This window comes from Nocardioides sp. J9, from assembly GCF_007829375.1.
Lineage (GTDB): Bacteria > Actinomycetota > Actinomycetes > Propionibacteriales > Nocardioidaceae > Nocardioides.
Map to the genome: position 1 here is coordinate 81,703 of NZ_VLJQ01000077.1, position 14,360 is coordinate 96,062.

The 14,360-nt window shown below is 72.6% G+C and carries 17 protein-coding genes and 1 riboswitch; of the genes, 13 read left to right on the forward strand and 4 right to left on the reverse strand.

Going from position 1 to position 14,360, the window contains the following annotated elements:
- Nucleotides 1–18: 18 nt before the first annotated feature.
- From L615_RS12725 to L615_RS12735, 3 genes are all read left to right on the forward strand, one after another.
- On the forward strand, nt 19–1,089 hold the full coding sequence (locus tag L615_RS12725) for a ferrochelatase (protein ID WP_028654329.1): 1,071 nt from the start codon (nt 19–21) through the stop codon (nt 1,087–1,089).
- Nucleotides 1,086–1,892, forward strand: coding sequence for an inositol monophosphatase family protein (locus tag L615_RS12730; protein ID WP_028654328.1), 807 nt, complete (start codon nt 1,086–1,088; stop codon nt 1,890–1,892). The genes L615_RS12725 and L615_RS12730 overlap by 4 nt, the downstream gene beginning before the upstream one ends.
- 137 nt (nt 1,893–2,029) lie before the next feature.
- The gene (locus L615_RS12735) at nt 2,030–2,320 is read left to right on the forward strand and encodes a DUF4193 domain-containing protein (RefSeq protein WP_028654327.1); all 291 of its coding nucleotides are present in this window, start codon (nt 2,030–2,032) and stop codon (nt 2,318–2,320) included.
- 94 nt (nt 2,321–2,414) lie between these two features.
- Here L615_RS12735 and L615_RS12745 read toward each other — a convergent pair whose 3' ends face one another.
- On the reverse strand, nt 2,415–2,705 hold the full coding sequence (locus L615_RS12745; RefSeq protein WP_028654326.1) for a DUF4235 domain-containing protein: 291 nt from the start codon (nt 2,703–2,705) through the stop codon (nt 2,415–2,417).
- Between the two features lie 32 nt (nt 2,706–2,737).
- Nucleotides 2,738–3,214, reverse strand: coding sequence for a DUF3093 domain-containing protein (locus tag L615_RS12750; protein ID WP_145725291.1), 477 nt, complete (start codon nt 3,212–3,214; stop codon nt 2,738–2,740).
- Between the two features lie 61 nt (nt 3,215–3,275).
- Here L615_RS12750 and dut point away from each other — a divergent pair, with 61 nt between their 5' ends.
- Genes dut through L615_RS12770 form a run of 4 tightly spaced genes read left to right on the forward strand, consistent with a single transcriptional unit; the run spans nt 3,276 to nt 5,553 of the window.
- Nucleotides 3,276–3,731 carry a dUTP diphosphatase gene (gene dut / locus L615_RS12755; protein WP_036516634.1) on the forward strand — a complete coding sequence of 152 codons (456 nt, stop codon included), beginning with the start codon at nt 3,276–3,278 and terminating at the stop codon, nt 3,729–3,731.
- Between the two features lie 36 nt (nt 3,732–3,767).
- Nucleotides 3,768–4,427 carry a DUF3710 domain-containing protein gene (locus L615_RS12760; protein ID WP_051485423.1) on the forward strand — a complete coding sequence of 220 codons (660 nt, stop codon included), beginning with the start codon at nt 3,768–3,770 and terminating at the stop codon, nt 4,425–4,427.
- Between the two features lie 5 nt (nt 4,428–4,432).
- Nucleotides 4,433–4,792 (forward strand): OB-fold nucleic acid binding domain-containing protein, encoded by a 360-nt coding sequence (locus L615_RS12765; RefSeq protein ID WP_028654323.1) that lies wholly within the window; start codon nt 4,433–4,435, stop codon nt 4,790–4,792.
- Entirely contained in the window at nt 4,789–5,553 is a 765-nt protein-coding gene (locus tag L615_RS12770; RefSeq protein WP_261376675.1) for a DUF3159 domain-containing protein, read from the forward strand. The genes L615_RS12765 and L615_RS12770 overlap by 4 nt, the downstream gene beginning before the upstream one ends.
- Before the next feature lie 18 nt (nt 5,554–5,571).
- Here L615_RS12770 and L615_RS12775 read toward each other — a convergent pair whose 3' ends face one another.
- Entirely contained in the window at nt 5,572–6,246 is a 675-nt protein-coding gene (locus tag L615_RS12775; RefSeq protein ID WP_145725292.1) for a TrkA family potassium uptake protein, read from the reverse strand.
- 27 nt (nt 6,247–6,273) lie between these two features.
- Nucleotides 6,274–6,924: a TrkA family potassium uptake protein gene (locus L615_RS12780; RefSeq protein ID WP_396954759.1), complete on the reverse strand. Its 651-nt coding sequence runs from the start codon at nt 6,922–6,924 to the stop codon at nt 6,274–6,276.
- Between the two features lie 77 nt (nt 6,925–7,001).
- Between L615_RS12780 and L615_RS12785 the strand changes: the two genes are divergently transcribed.
- From L615_RS12785 to L615_RS12810, 6 genes are all read left to right on the forward strand, one after another.
- A complete protein-coding gene (locus tag L615_RS12785) occupies nt 7,002–9,044 on the forward strand; it encodes an APC family permease (RefSeq protein ID WP_145725293.1) in 2,043 nt (680 codons plus the stop codon).
- Nucleotides 9,041–10,219: a class I SAM-dependent RNA methyltransferase gene (locus L615_RS12790; protein ID WP_028654318.1), complete on the forward strand. Its 1,179-nt coding sequence runs from the start codon at nt 9,041–9,043 to the stop codon at nt 10,217–10,219. Before L615_RS12785 ends, L615_RS12790 begins: the two co-directional genes overlap by 4 nt.
- 44 nt (nt 10,220–10,263) lie before the next feature.
- A riboswitch (cobalamin riboswitch) is annotated at nt 10,264–10,458 on the forward strand.
- Nucleotides 10,459–10,515: 57 nt separating this feature from the next.
- Nucleotides 10,516–11,361: a nitrite reductase gene (locus L615_RS12795; RefSeq protein WP_145725294.1), complete on the forward strand. Its 846-nt coding sequence runs from the start codon at nt 10,516–10,518 to the stop codon at nt 11,359–11,361.
- Nucleotides 11,358–12,038 (forward strand): precorrin-8X methylmutase, encoded by a 681-nt coding sequence (locus L615_RS12800; RefSeq protein ID WP_145725295.1) that lies wholly within the window; start codon nt 11,358–11,360, stop codon nt 12,036–12,038. The genes L615_RS12795 and L615_RS12800 overlap by 4 nt, the downstream gene beginning before the upstream one ends.
- A complete protein-coding gene (locus L615_RS12805) occupies nt 12,035–13,564 on the forward strand; it encodes a precorrin-2 C(20)-methyltransferase (protein WP_145725296.1) in 1,530 nt (509 codons plus the stop codon). Before L615_RS12800 ends, L615_RS12805 begins: the two co-directional genes overlap by 4 nt.
- Entirely contained in the window at nt 13,561–14,328 is a 768-nt protein-coding gene (locus tag L615_RS12810; protein ID WP_145725297.1) for a cobalt-precorrin-4/precorrin-4 C(11)-methyltransferase, read from the forward strand. Before L615_RS12805 ends, L615_RS12810 begins: the two co-directional genes overlap by 4 nt.
- The last annotated feature ends 32 nt before the right edge of the window (nt 14,329–14,360 follow it).

Below are 14,360 nucleotides of genomic sequence, written 5' to 3' on the forward strand. Positions count from 1 at the left end.
CCTCCCTACGATGGGCCCGTGCCGAATCCGGATCCGTACGACGCCCTGCTGCTGCTCTCCTTCGGAGGCCCCGAGAAGCCGGACGACGTCGTCCCCTTCCTCGAGAACGTCACCCGCGGCCGCGGGATCCCGCGCGAGCGGCTCGAGGAGGTCGGCCAGCACTACTTCCTCTTCGGTGGCAAGTCGCCGATCAACGACCAGAACCGTGCGCTGATCACGGCCCTCGAGGCCGACCTGGCCGAGCAGGGGATCGACCTGCCGCTGTACTGGGGCAACCGCAACTGGGACCCCTACCTCACCGACACGGTCGCGCAGATGGCCGCCGACGGTCACCAGCGGGTGCTGTGCATCGCCACGTCGGCGTACTCCTCGTGGTCGAGCTGCCGGCAGTACTGGGACAACATCGAGGACGCCGTCGCCGCGCTCCCCGAGGGCGTCGTCGCGCCGCGCATCGACAAGGTCCGCGCCTACTTCAACCACCCGGGGTTCGTCGAGGCCAACAAGGACGGCATCCTCGCCGCCCTCGCCGACCTGCCGGACGACCAGCGCGACGCTGCGCGCCTGGTCTTCGTGACCCACTCGATCCCCGACACGATGGCCGCCAGCAGCGGACCCGAGGGCGGGGCCTACGTCGCCCAGCACCTCGACGTCGCCGCGACCCTGGCCGCCGAGGTCGCGACCGCGACCGGCGTCGAGCGGGTGCACGAGCTCGTCTACTGCTCCCGCTCCGGCGCCCCGCACGTCCCGTGGCTGGAGCCGGACGTCAACGACCGCCTCGAGGAGCTCGCCGCCGAGGGCGTCACCGCCGTCGTCCTCGTCCCCGTCGGCTTCGTCTCCGACCACATGGAGGTCGTCTACGACCTCGACACCGAGGCCCTCGCCACCGCCGAGCGGCTCGGCATCGCTGCGCGGCGCGCCCCGTCCGCCGGGGTGCACCCCGCGTTCGTCGCCGCGCTGCGCGACCTGGTGCTCGAGCGGGCTGCCGTCGAACGCGGTGAGGACGTCGTCCGCCCGGCCGCCGGCGCGCGCGGGCCCTCCCACGACCGCTGCCCGGCCGGCTGCTGCCTGGGCGAGCGCACCCGGGCATGAGCACCGGCCAGCACGCGGAGCCGGCCGAGCTGCTCGACCTCGCGCTGGCCGTTGCCCGGGAGGCAGCGCAGCTGGTGCGCGAGCAGGCTGCCGGCGTCGTCGAGGTGGCCGACACCAAGTCGAGCGACGTCGACGTGGTCACCGCGGCCGACCGCGCCTCGGAGGAGCTGATCCGGGCCCGGATCCTCGCCGCCCGCCCGGACGACTCCTTCCTCGGCGAGGAGGGGGACGACGTGGTCGGCACCTCCGGCGTGCGCTGGGTCGTCGACCCGATCGACGGCACCGTCAACTTCCTCTACGGCATCCCCGCCTACGCCGTCTCCGTCGCCGCCGAGGTCGACGGCGAGGTCGTCGCCGGCGTCGTCGTCGACGTCGCGCACGACGACGTCTACGCCGCCACCGCCGGGGGACCGGCCACCCGCAACGGGACCCCGCTCGCCGTCCGCGGCCCCGCGCCGCTGGCCCAGCGGCTCGTCGCCACCGGCTTCAGCTACTCCGCCGAGCAGCGCGCCGTCCAGGCCGCCGGCGTCGCGCGGCTGCTGCCCCTCGTGCGTGACATCCGTCGCTTCGGCTCCTGCGCCCTCGACCTGTGCCACCTGGCCGCCGGCAGCGTCGACGGGTACGTCGAGGAGGGCGTCAACCTGTGGGACCACGCCGCCGCCGGGCTCGTCGCCCGGCAGGCAGGTGCCCGCGTCGAGCTGGCCCCCGGGGCCGGCGGCCGGACCGCCGTCGTGGCCGCCCCCGAGCACGGCTTCGACGAGCTCAGGAGGGCCGTCGTGGAAGCCGGCCTGGTCCGGGAATAGGACCGCACCCGGCGACGTTCTGGCGACTCGCACCAACCCGGGTGTCGCTCAGGGACTCCCATGGTGCACAATCTGCCGCGCCGTCCCGCACACCACCCAGGTGCGGAAGGCGGCTCGTTGAGGGGAGAGGACACGTCATGGCGACTGACTACGACGCACCACGCAAGAACGAGGACGAGCAGTCCGAGGAGAGCATCGAAGAGCTCAAGGCGCGCCGCCACGACAAGAACTCGGGCAAGGTCGACGAGGACGAGGCGGAGGCCGCCGAGTCCTTCGAGCTGCCCGGCGCGGACCTCTCCCACGAGGAGCTCGCGGTCGAGGTGAAGCCCAAGCAGGAGGACGAGTTCACCTGCATGAGCTGCTTCCTGGTCCACCACCGCAGCCAGCTGGCTGACGCCGACGCGATGATCTGCCGCGACTGCGCGTAGTTGATCGGTCCGAGCGTGTCGCTCGTTCCTCGCGCCACGCTGCCGGACGCGCGGTCGGCTTCCGCAGGTCCCGCCTCCGCCTGCTAGCGGTCCGTCAGGCCTTGTCCTTGCGCAGCGGCGGGGGCAGCTGGCCGGTCGAGCGCACGTAGTAGCTGGCCGCCCGGCGCTGGGCCAGCATCCGGGCCAGCGCCACGAACGTGCCGCTCACGGCCGCCCAGGCCACGGCCTCCCAGACGTCGACGTCGGGGTCCGCGGGGTTCGCGGGCGGCTGCTTGCCGGTCGCGGCCTTCCAGCCGCCGTCGAGCACCTTCTTCGCCACGGCGGCCGAGCCGAGTGCGGCGACGAGGGAGAAGACCGACCACGCCTTGGAGCTGTCCTGTGCCATGCGGCCGAGCCTATCGGCCTGCCGGTCAGGACCTACGCGTGCTCGGTGCGCGCCGCGTTGAGCGCGTCGGCGAGCGCCTGCGGGTGGCGCGAGCTCACCAGCCAGTACGGCGTCGGGTCGGCCGGGTCGAGGACCTCGACCTTGACCGCCTGCTTCAGGTAGGGCCGCAGCACCAGGAACGCCCGGGCGTCGGCGCCCGGCCCGGACACGAAGCGGGTCGCCTCCTCGTCCAGCGCCTCGGCGGAGCCCAGGTGGACGACCTCGATGCGGGCGCGGCCGGCGCGGAACCAGCCGTCGGCGACCMCGAGCCGCGCGTCGCCGTACGAGCGCAGGAAGAGCGCGAGCAGCCCCAGCAGCACCCCGGTCACGAGCCAGGGGAGGACCGGCGCGGTCGCGTCGAGCGCGACGACCATGGCCAGCCAGAAGGTGGCGATGAACATGGTGCCCTGGGCCCACCACCGCAGGGGGACGCGGAGGCGCTCGTGGTAGGCCGTCGCGCGCGATGTCACGACGAGGATGATCCCATCCGCACCCGAGCGCGCGTGCGCGAGGGTGTCCTAGGGTCTCCCCGTGCCGCACGACCTCGAGATCGCCGTCAAGCAGCTGGACCCCGACCTGCCCCTGCCGTCGTACGCCCACCCGGGCGACGCGGGGGCCGACCTGGTCACCACCGTCGACGTCACCCTGGCCCCCGGTGAGCGGGCGCTGGTGCCCACCGGCATCGCCGTCGCGCTGCCCGACGGGTACGTCGCGCTGGTGCACCCGCGCTCCGGGCTGGCCGCCCGGCACGGCCTGTCCATCGTGAACACCCCGGGGACGATCGACGCGGGCTACCGTGGGGAGATCAAGGTGCTGCTCATCAACCACGACCCGTCCGAGGCGATCGTGCTGCGGCGCGGCGACCGGATCGCCCAGCTGGTGGTCCAGCGGTTCGAACGAGCCTCGTTCGTCGCGGTCGACGCCCTTCCGGACAGCGTGCGTGGTGGTGGCGGCTACGGTTCTACCGGCGGGTTCGGTGGAGCCTGACGGACAGGCTCTCGAGAGCCCGAGGAGGAGTACAACGTGAGGTTGCGGCGCAAGGGGGCCGCCGCGGCGGCCGAGGCTGCCACGGACGAGTCCGTGGAGGAGACGACCGGCGAGGCCGGCACGGCCGACGACACCCCCGCCACCGGTCCGTACGACGTCGACGAGCTGCCGGACGACGGCGTGCCCCGGCTCGACCTCGGCTCCCTGCTGGTCGCCCCGCTGGCCGACCGCGACCTGCGGGTCCAGGTCGACGAGAAGTCCGGCGAGGTGCGGGCCGTGCTGCTGGCCAGCGACGCCGGCGCGCTCGAGCTGCGTGCCTTCGCCGCCCCGCGCAACGGCGACCTGTGGAGCGACATCCGCCCGCAGATCGCCGCCGACGCCGCCCGACGTGGCGGCACCGCCACCGAGCGCGAGGGCCGCTTCGGCACCGAGCTGGTGTGCGAGGTGCGGATGACCCGCGCCGACGGCCAGGTCGGCACCCAGACCTCCCGCGTGATCGGGGTCAACGGCTCCCGCTGGCTGCTGCGCGCCACCTTCCTCGGCGAGCCCGCCCGCGAGCCGGAGAAGGCCCAGGAGTGGGAGGACGCGATCGCCCGGCTCGCCGTACGCCGCGGCACGCACGCGATGCCGGTCGGCGAGCAGCTCCCGCTGTCCCTGCCCGACGGCGCGCAGCCGAAGGCCGTCCCGGCGAGCTGACTCCGATGGGCACCAAGAGCCGCCTGCGGCGCACGATCAGCCGGTGGGCCAGCAGCGACGAGGCCGACGTCCGTGAGCTCCGCAAGGAGTTCACCATCGAGGGCGTCGTCTCGATCGCCGACGCCCCCGAGCGGACCCCGGTCCGCCTGCGCGGCACCCTGCGCACCGTCACCCTGCGCCCGCGCGGCGGCGTGCCCGCCCTCGAGGCCGAGCTGTACGACGGCACCGGCACCGTCACCGTGATCTGGCTCGGGCGCCGGCGGATCGCCGGCATCGGACCCGGCCGGGCCATCGAGGTCCGCGGCCGGGTCGGCACCCAGGACGCCGTCCGGGTCCTCTACAACCCGCGGTACGAGCTCCTGTGAGCGGCACCGAGCGCACCGGCGAGGACCACCCCGACCACGAGCACACGCTCTCGGCCGAGGCCGGCAAGAAGATCGGCGTCGACACCGTCGAGGCGCTGGTGCGCCACCAGCTCGCCGCCGCCCTCGGCGGCCGCCGCGGGATGGTCGAGGCGGCCGTGCCCGGCCTCGTCTTCACCGCCATCTGGCTGCCCACTGACAACCTGCGCTGGGCGCTCATCGCCAGCCTCGGGGTCGCGGGCGTCGCGCTGCTGCTCCGGYKGGTGCAGCGCAGCACCATCCAGTACGTCTTCAACGCGATCTTCGGCATCGGCATCGGCTGGGTCTTCGTGCAGTGGGCCGACAGCGCCGGTGCGACCGAGGACGAGAAGAAGCTCGCCTTCTTCCTGCCCGGCATCCTGATCAGCCTCGCCTACACCGTCGTCCTCGGCGGGTCCTGCCTCGTGGGCTGGCCGGCGCTGGGCTTCATGCTCGGCGCGGTCGCCGAGGACCCCGTCGGCTGGCACGACAACCCGCAGGTGGTCCGGCTGTGCAGCCGGCTCACCTGGGTGATGCTCGCCCCCGGCGCGATCGGGGTGCTACTCCAGGGCCCGGTCTGGCTGATGGGGGACCGGGGCGTGATCGGCACCGACCTCGCCGTCGTCCTCATCTTCAGCCTGCGGACCGTGCTGGGGTGGATCCTGCGGATCGCCTCGTGGTCGTTGATGATCTGGCTGCTCGCCCGCAACGCGACCCCGCTCGAGGCGGAGCCGGAGGCGGCCTGAGCCGCGCCGTGCCCGCCGTTACTTCTCGGGGTGGGCGGAGGGCGCGAGCAGCCGCTCGAGCTCGTCCTCGGCCTCGGCCGGGACGACGAACAACAGCTCGTCACCGGCCTCGACCGGCTGCTCGGGCGTGGGCACGTAGACCTGGCTGTCGCGCAGGATGGTGACCAGCGCGCAGTTCTCCGGCAGCGGGATCAGGCCCGACGCCTTGCCGACGTACGGCGAGTCCGCGGGCAGGGTCATCTCGACCAGGTTGGCGTTGCCCTGGCGGAAGGTGAACAGCCGGACCAGGTCACCGACGGTCACCGCCTCCTCGACCAGCGCCGACATGATGCGCGGCGTCGACACGTTGACGTCGACGCCCCACGCCTCGGTGAACAGCCACTCGTTGTTCGGGTGGTTGACCCGGCCGACGGTGCGCGGCACGCCGAACTCGGTCTTGGCGAGCAGCGCGGTCACCAGGTTCGCCTTGTCGTCACCGGTCGCGGCGATGACCACGTCGCACTTGTCGAGGCGCGCCTCCTCCAGCGAGGAAAGCTCGCAGGAGTCGGCCAGCAGCCACTCCGCGTCCGGGACCCGCTCGGGTCGGATCGAGGCGGGCGACTTGTCGATCAGCAGGACCTCGTGGCCGTTCTCGATCAGCTCGCTCGCGATCGAACGACCCACGGCTCCGGCTCCGGCGATGGCGACACGCATCGGGTGGTCTCCTCGGTCTTGCTCGGGTCAGTCGGCCTGCTCGGGGCCACGCCCGAGGACCTCGTAGGTCAGCTCCGCGGTCTCCTCGCGGGTCACCAGGTGGAGCATGTCGCCCTCCTGGATCACGCTGTCGCGGTCGGGCAGGATGCCCTCGCCCAACCGGTCGATCCACGCGACCCGGCAACGGCCCTGCTCCTGGAGGCGGCCGACGCGCGCGCCGATCCAGCTCTCCGGGGAGGGGATGTGGTCGACCCGGATCGTGCCTGACGGGTCCCGGAAGTCCGGCTCGGCACCGGCCGGCAGGATCCGGCGCAGCACCTGGTCGGCCGTCCACTTCACCGTCGCGACCGTGGTGATGCCCAGCCGCTGGTAGACCTCGGCACGGCCGGGGTCGTAGATACGTGCCACGACCTGCTGGATCCCGAAGGTCTCCCGGGCCACCCGGGCGGCGATGATGTTGGAGTTGTCGCCGCTGGAGACCGCCGCGAACGCGTCCGCACGCTGGATGCCCGCCTTCTCCAGCACCTCCTGGTCGAAGCCGATGCCGGGGATCTTGTCGCCGTTGAAGCCCGGACCGAGGCGCCGGAAGGCGTCTGGCTCGCTGTCGATGATCGACACGGTGTGGTTGCGGTCCTCGAGGCTGCGCGCCAGGGTCGAGCCGACCCGGCCGCATCCCATGATCACGACGTGCACGCGAGAACGCTAACGCACCGGCGTTCACGGGCGCGGGCGCCGCATGCCCTACCGTTGCGCACGTGGGTGTCGGTGACGTCTCGAAGCGGATCCTGCTCGGGCGCAAGCTCCGCAGCGCACAGCTGGGGGAGACGCTGCTCCCCAAGCGGATCGCGCTGCCGGTGTTCGCGAGCGACGCCCTGTCCTCGGTGGCGTACGCGCCCGACGAGGTCTTCATCATGCTGGCCATCGCCGGCGCTGCGCAGTACGTGTGGTCGTGGAAGGTCGGCATCGCCGTCGTCCTGGTGATGGCGGCCGTCATCGCGTCGTACCGGCAGACCGTCCACGCCTACCCGTCCGGTGGTGGCGACTACGAGGTCGCCACGGTCAACCTCGGCCGGACCGCCGGGATGACGGTGGCGAGCGCGCTGCTCGTCGACTACGTGCTGACCGTCGCGGTGTCCATCTCCGCCGGCGCCAACTACGCCGCCTCGGCGATCCCGTCGTTCCAGCACCACGAGGCGACCGTGGCGGTGGTGATGGTGCTGCTGCTGGTGGCGATCAACCTCCGGGGCATCCGGGAGTCGGGATCCTTCTTCGCGGTGCCGACGTACCTCTTCATGTTCGCGATCCTCGGCATGTGCGCCTGGGGCTTCCTGGAGATGGGCACCGGCACGTTGCCGATGGCGGAGAGCGCCAGCCTCGAGATCACGCCGAAGGAGGGCTGGGAGGAGCCGCTGACCACGTTCGGCCTCATCATCCTGCTCGCCCGCGCGTTCTCGTCCGGCTGCGCCGCCCTCACCGGGGTCGAGGCGATCTCCAACGGGGTCCCGGCGTTCCGGCGGCCGAAGAGCCGCAACGCCGCCACCACGCTGCTGATGCTCGGGATGATCGCGGCGACGATGATGATGAGCGTCATCGTGCTCGCCAAGCAGATGGGCGTGAGGTACGTCGACCCGCACGAGCTCGAGCGGCTGACCCGCGACGGCGTCCCGCTGCCCGAGGGCTACGACCAGCACGCGATCATCGCGCAGATCGCCGACGCGGTCTTCCACGACTTCAGCCCCGGCTTCTACTTCGTCGTGGTCGTCACCGGCGTGATCCTCGTCCTGGCCGCCAACACCGCCTTCAACGGCTTCCCGGTGCTCGGCTCGATCCTCGCCAAGGACGGCCTCGCGCCGCGCGCCCTCGGCGCCCGGGGTGACCGGCTCGCCTACAGCAACGGCATCGTCTTCCTCGCCGCGATGGCGATCGTGCTGATCCTCGCCTTCGACGCCGAGACGACGAAGCTGATCCAGCTCTACATCGTCGGCGTCTTCGTCTCGTTCAACCTCAGCCAGCTCGGCATGATCCGCCACTGGAGCCGGCACCTCGCGACCGAGCGCGACCCGGCCGAGCGGCGCCGGATGATCCGCTCGCGCGCCATCAACGCCGTCGGGCTGTCCCTGACCGCAGTCGTCCTCGTCGTCGTGCTGCTGACGAAGTTCCTCGCGGGCGCGTGGATCACCGTGCTCGCCATGGCGTTCTTCTTCGCCGTGATGCGCGCGATCAAGGGCCACTACGACCACGTCGAGCGCGAGCTCGCCGCCGACGAGACCGACAAGGCACTGCCGACCCGGGTGCACGCGATCGTGCTGGTCTCCAAGCTGCACAAGCCGACCCTGCGGGCGCTGGCGTTCGCCAAGGCGACCCGGCCGAACGCGCTCGAGGGCGTCTACGTCTCCGTCGACGAGCGGGAGACCGCACGACTGATGGAGGAGTGGGACGACCGCAACACCGGCGTCCCGCTCAAGGTGCTCCACTCGCCGTACCGCGAGGTGGTGCGGCCGATCGTCGAGTACGCCACGGCGATCCGGCAGGCCAACCCGCGCGGCGTGGTCGCCGTCTACATCCCCGAGTACGTCGTGGGCCGCTGGTGGGAGCAGCTGCTGCACAACCAGACCGCGCTGCGCCTCAAGGGCCGGCTGCTGTTCACCCCCGGCGTCATGGTCACCTCGGTGCCCTACCAGCTGCGCTCGTCGGAGATCGCGGCCGAGCGCGAGGCCCGCGAGGAGCACCGGGTGCGTCCCGGTGACCTGCGCCGGGGCCGGGTCGACGAGCGGCGCGACCGCCAGGTGCCACGGTGAGCCGCCCGCAGCGCCGTCCCGCTCGCCGGGGGCGGCCCGGTGGACCGCGCGCCCGCCAGGCCCGGGGAGCCTCCGTCGTCGGTCGCCGCTTCGAGGCCGAGGTCGGCCCGGTCGCCCACGGCGGCCACTTCGTCGCCCGCGTGCCCACCGGTGACGGCGACGAGCAACGCGTCGTCTTCGTCCGCCACGCGTTGCCGGGGGAGCGGGTGCTCCTGGAGGTCACCGAGGGCACCGAGGGCGACCGGTTCTGGCGCGCCGACGCCGTCGAGCTGCTCGGTGACCCCTCGCCCGACCGGGTCACCCCGCCCTGCCCGTACGCCGGCCCCGGACTCTGCGGCGGCTGCGACTTCCAGCACGTCGACCTCGGTGCCCAGCGCCGGCTGAAGGCCGACGTGGTCCGCGAGCAGCTGCGCCGCGTCGCCCGCCTCGACGTGGACGTCGCCGTCGAGCCGGTCCCCGGCGACGAGGCCGGCCTGCGCTGGCGCACGCGGCAGCGCTACGTCGAGCTGCCGGGCGGCGGGCGCGGCATGCGCAAGCACCGCTCCCACGACGTCGTCCCCGTCGACGAGTGCCTGCTCGAGGCGCCGACCGGTCCGTCGTACGCCGTGGCGGGGCGGGCCTTCGAGGTCGCCGACGGCGGCTTCTGGCAGGTCCACCCCGGCGCCCCGGGCGCCCTGGTCGACGCCGTCCTCGCCGCGGTCGACCCGCAGCCGGGGGAGTCCGTGCTCGACCTCTTCGCCGGCGTCGGCCTGTTCAGCCGCTTCCTGCTCGACGCCGTCGGCCCCACCGGCCGGGTGGCCGCCGTCGAGGGCGATCGCGCCGCCTCCGCGCTCTCCGAGCGCAACTGCCCCGGCGTCGTCGCCCGCGCCGGCGACGTGGCCACCGTGCTCGCCGGTGGCCTGCCGCCGGAGTGGGACCGCGTCGACCTCGTCGTCCTCGACCCGCCCCGGGTCGGCGCCCGCCGCGAGGTCGTGGAGCAGGTCGTCGCCCGCCGGCCCCGGGCCGTGGCCCACGTCGCCTGCGACCCCGCTGCGCTGGCCCGCGACGTCGCCCTCTTCGCCGAGCACGGCTACCGACTGGTCACGCTGCGCGCCTTCGACCTCTTCCCGATGACGCACCACGTCGAATGCGTTGCGTTGCTGGAGCCTGCGGACGTCTGCGCCCGGCCGCGCTGAACGATCGTGCAACAGGCCCGACAGCGGGCCGTCGTGCCGGCGCGGTATCGTCACGATCAGCCAGTCGTACTCCCACGTGGAGTCAGGGAATCCGGTGAGAATCCGGAGCTGACGCGCAGCGGTGAGGGGACGGGACGGACATGCCGGCAACGGCAGCCACTGGGGTCTGCGGATCCTGGGAAGGCGTCCGCGCCCGGTTGATCCAAGTCCGAAGACCTGCTGGCCCTGACGACAACCGTCGTCGGGTCATGGTGGGTCCCGCGTACGGACCCGGACTCGAAACATGGTGATCTCCGGTGACTCGTTCACGGCCCGACCGTTGCCCCGGCGCTCTGCGCCCCTGGTCCGCTGATGACGGACTCCTGGTCCGGTTGCGACTCCCCGGCGGCAACGTCAGTGCGGACGCGTTGCTGGCCCTGCTCGACGTGGCCGAGCGTCATGGCGATGGACACGTGCACGTGACCACGCGGACCAACCTGCAGGTGAGGGCCCTTCCTGCGGTGCCCGGCACCCACCGCCTGACCGACACGGTGCTCGCGGCCGTCGAGGAGACCGGCCTGCTGCCCAGCCGTACGCACGACCTGGCGCGCAACGTCATGGCGTCGCCCCAGACCGGGCTGGCCGGCGGGCGTGCAGACCTGCGCCCCGTGGTAGGTGCGCTGGACGCTGCGCTGCTGGCCGCACCTGCCCTCGGTGCACTCCCCGGGCGGTTCCTGTTCGTGCTCGACGACGGGCGCGGCGACCTGCTCGACCGCACCTGCGACCTCGGACTGGTCGCGCTCGGCCCCGACGAGGCGCAGCTGCGGATCGGCACCGGCTGGGGTCCGGTCGTCCCGCTCGACGGCGTCGAGGAGCGGCTGGTCCACCTGGCTCTGCGTTTCCTCGAGGTGCGCGGCGAGGGGCCGGGGGCTGCGTGGCACGTCCACGAGCTGGCGTCGCAGCTGGTCGAGCCCGTTCCTGCGTCGGCGCAGCTGCCGGACCGGTCGCCCCCGCTGCCGTACGGCTCCGTCCCCGGCGGGGAGCACGTCCCCGTGCCGGAGGACGGCCTCGACCGCCCCGCCGTGGAGCGCCTGTGCGCCGCGGCGCCCGAACTCGTCGTCACCCCCTGGCGTGGCGTTCTCGTCCCCGAGGAGTCCTCATGAACAACCTGTCCACGTTCCAGCCTCGTCGTCCGGGGCGCCACTACCCGTACATCGACCGGGGTGCGGCGATCTACGTCGACTCGTTCGCCACGATCCGTCGCGAGGCCGACCTGTCGCGGGTGCCGGGGAGCGCAGAGAAGCTGGCGGTGCGGATGATCCACGGCAGCGGCCAGGTCGACCTGGTCGACGACCTCGTGATCCACCCGGATCTCGTCCCGGCGGCCCGCGCAGCCCTCGAGGCGGGAGCGCCGATGCTGTGCGACGCCACGATGGTGGTGAAGGGCGTGACGCGCAGTCGGCTTCCGGCCGACAACGAGGTGCTCTGCACCCTCAACGACCCGGAAGTTCCTGACCTCGCGGAACGCTGGGGCACCACCCGCACCGCCGCGGCCGTGTCGCTGTGGGAGCCCCGCCTGGAGGGGGCGGTGGTTGCCATCGGCAACGCCCCCACGGCGCTCTTCCACCTGCTCGAGATGCTCATCGACGGGGCCCCGCGCCCCGCGGCGATCGTCGGCTGCCCGGTGGGGTTCATCGGGGCGGCCGAGTCGAAGCAGGCCCTGGAGGACCTGCGTTCCGAGCACGGCATCGACATCCCGTTCGTCACGGTGCGTGGCCGTCGCGGTGGTTCCGCGATGACGTCGTCGGCCCTCAACGCACTGGCCCAGGAGCAGGAATGAGCACCCCCACCGTCGTCACCGGCCGATTCTCGGGGGTCGGTGTCGGCCCGGGCGACCCGGAGCTGATCACCCGCAAGGCCGCGCGTCTGATCGAGAACGCCGACGTCATCGCCTACCACGCTGCGCGCGGCAAGCTGTCGAACGCGCGACGCATCGCAGCCGAGCTCTTCCCCGCCGGCGTGGTCGAGGAGGAGCTGACCTATCCGGTCACCACGGGCACCACCGACCACCCGGGTGGGTACGCGGGGGTGCTGGCCGAGTTCTACGAGGAGTCGGCGCAGCGTCTGGCTGACCACCTTGCGGCTGGACGTGACGTGGTGCTGCTCTCGGAGGGCGACCCGCTCTTCTACGGGTCGTACATGTACATGCACGACCGCCTCGCCGACCGGTTCCCGACCGAGATCGTGCCCGGCGTCCCGGCCTTCCTGGCGGCCACAGCCGCGACCGGGAGTCCACTGGTCCGTCAGACCGACGTCCTCACCGTGTTGCCCGGCACCCTGCCCGAGCCCGAGCTCGCGCGGCGGCTGGCCGACACCGACGGCGCGATCATCATGAAGCTGGGCCGCACCTTCCCCGCCGTACGCAGGGCGCTCGCCGCGGCGGGTCGCCTCGACCACGCGCTGTACGTGGAGCGCACCTCGATGCCTGAGGAGCGGTGGATCCCGGTGTGCGAGGTCGACGAGGCGTCGGTGCCGTACTTCTCGCTGATCGTGGTGACGGGCGACAGCCTCAACGGGCGCCGTTCCCGTGAGACGAACGAACCGGCCCCCGTCGAGTCGCCGGTCGAGACGCTTGAGTCGGCGGAGTTGCTGGTGGTGGGTCTGGGCCCGGGGCCGGACAGTTGGCTGACGCCGGAGGTGAGCGCGGCGCTCGCCGAGGTCGATCACGTCGTGGGGTACGCGCCGTACGTGAACCGGGTGCCTCAGCGTGAGGGGCTCACCCGCCACGCCTCGGGCAACACGGTAGAGGTGGACCGGGCCGCGTTCGCCCTGGATCTGGCGAGGCGCGGCGAGAAGGTGGCGGTGGTGTCCGGTGGTGACGCCGGTGTCTTCGGCATGGCCGCTGCCGTCTTCGAGGCGGCCGAGGACCCCGCGTACGCCAAGGTCCCCGTCCGGGTGCTCCCGGGCGTGAGCGCAGTGCAGGCCGTGGCCGCCCGGGCTGGCGCCCCTGTGGGCGCCGACTTCGCGGTGATGAGCCTCTCGGACCGCCTCAAGCCGTGGGAAGTCGTCGAGAAGCGGCTCCGGGCCGTCGCCGAGGCGGACCTCGTCCTTGCGATCTACAACCCGGCGTCGCGCAGCCGTACCGAGCAGGTCGCCACGGCCAAACAGGTGCTGCTGGAGCACAAGAGCCCGGAGACGGTCGTCGTGGTGGGGCGCGACGTCGGACGTGCCGAGGAGGCACTCACGGTGACGACCCTGCGCGAGCTCGATCCCACCACCATCGACATGAAGTGCCTGCTGATCGTGGGCGCCTCATCGACTCGCGTCTCCTCGGCGGGCGTCTGGACGCCGAGGTTCGTGCGATGACCGTCCACTTCGTCGGAGCCGGCCCCGGAGCTGCCGATCTGTTGACCGTACGGGCGACGCGGCTGCTCGCGGAGGCGGACGTCGTGCTCTACCCGGGGGCCTACCTGGACCCCAGGGTGCTTGTCCACTGCGGCCCGCAAACAACGTTGGTCGACACCCAGGACCTGGACCTCGACCAGATCACCGCGCACCTCGTCGACGGCTTCAACGCTGGCCGCCAGGTCGTGCGCCTCACCTCCGGCGACCCGTCGCTGTACTCCGCCCTGCACGAGCAGACGAGCCGGCTGGACGCTGCCGGGGTCACCTGGCGGGTCACGCCCGGCGTCCCCGCGTACGCGGCGGCGGCCGCCCGGGTGGGCAGCGAGCTGACGGTGCCGCTGGTGGCGCAGTCGGTGGTGCTGACCCGGACGCAGGCAAGGTCCACCCCAATGGGAGATGGGGAGTCGCTGGCCCAGTTCGCCGCCACCGGTGCAACCCTGGTGCTGCACCTGGCGATCACCCGGACCCGGGCGCTGATGGCCGAGCTCGAACCGGTCGTCGGGGGAGACTGCCCGGTAGTGATCGTGTACCGGGCCAGCCAGCCGGAGGAGCTGGTGCTGCGCGGAACCGTCGACACCATTGCCGATCAGGTGGAGGCGGCCGGGCTGCGTCAGGCGGCTGTCATCCTCATCGGACACGCGCTGGCTGAGGCGCCTGCCCGCGCAGGAGGGGAGTCGTACCTGTACAGCCGCGAGCGGGACAGGCTGACGAAGCGACCCTCGTAGAACATGGTCGTTGCGTGACGCCTCCCTACGGG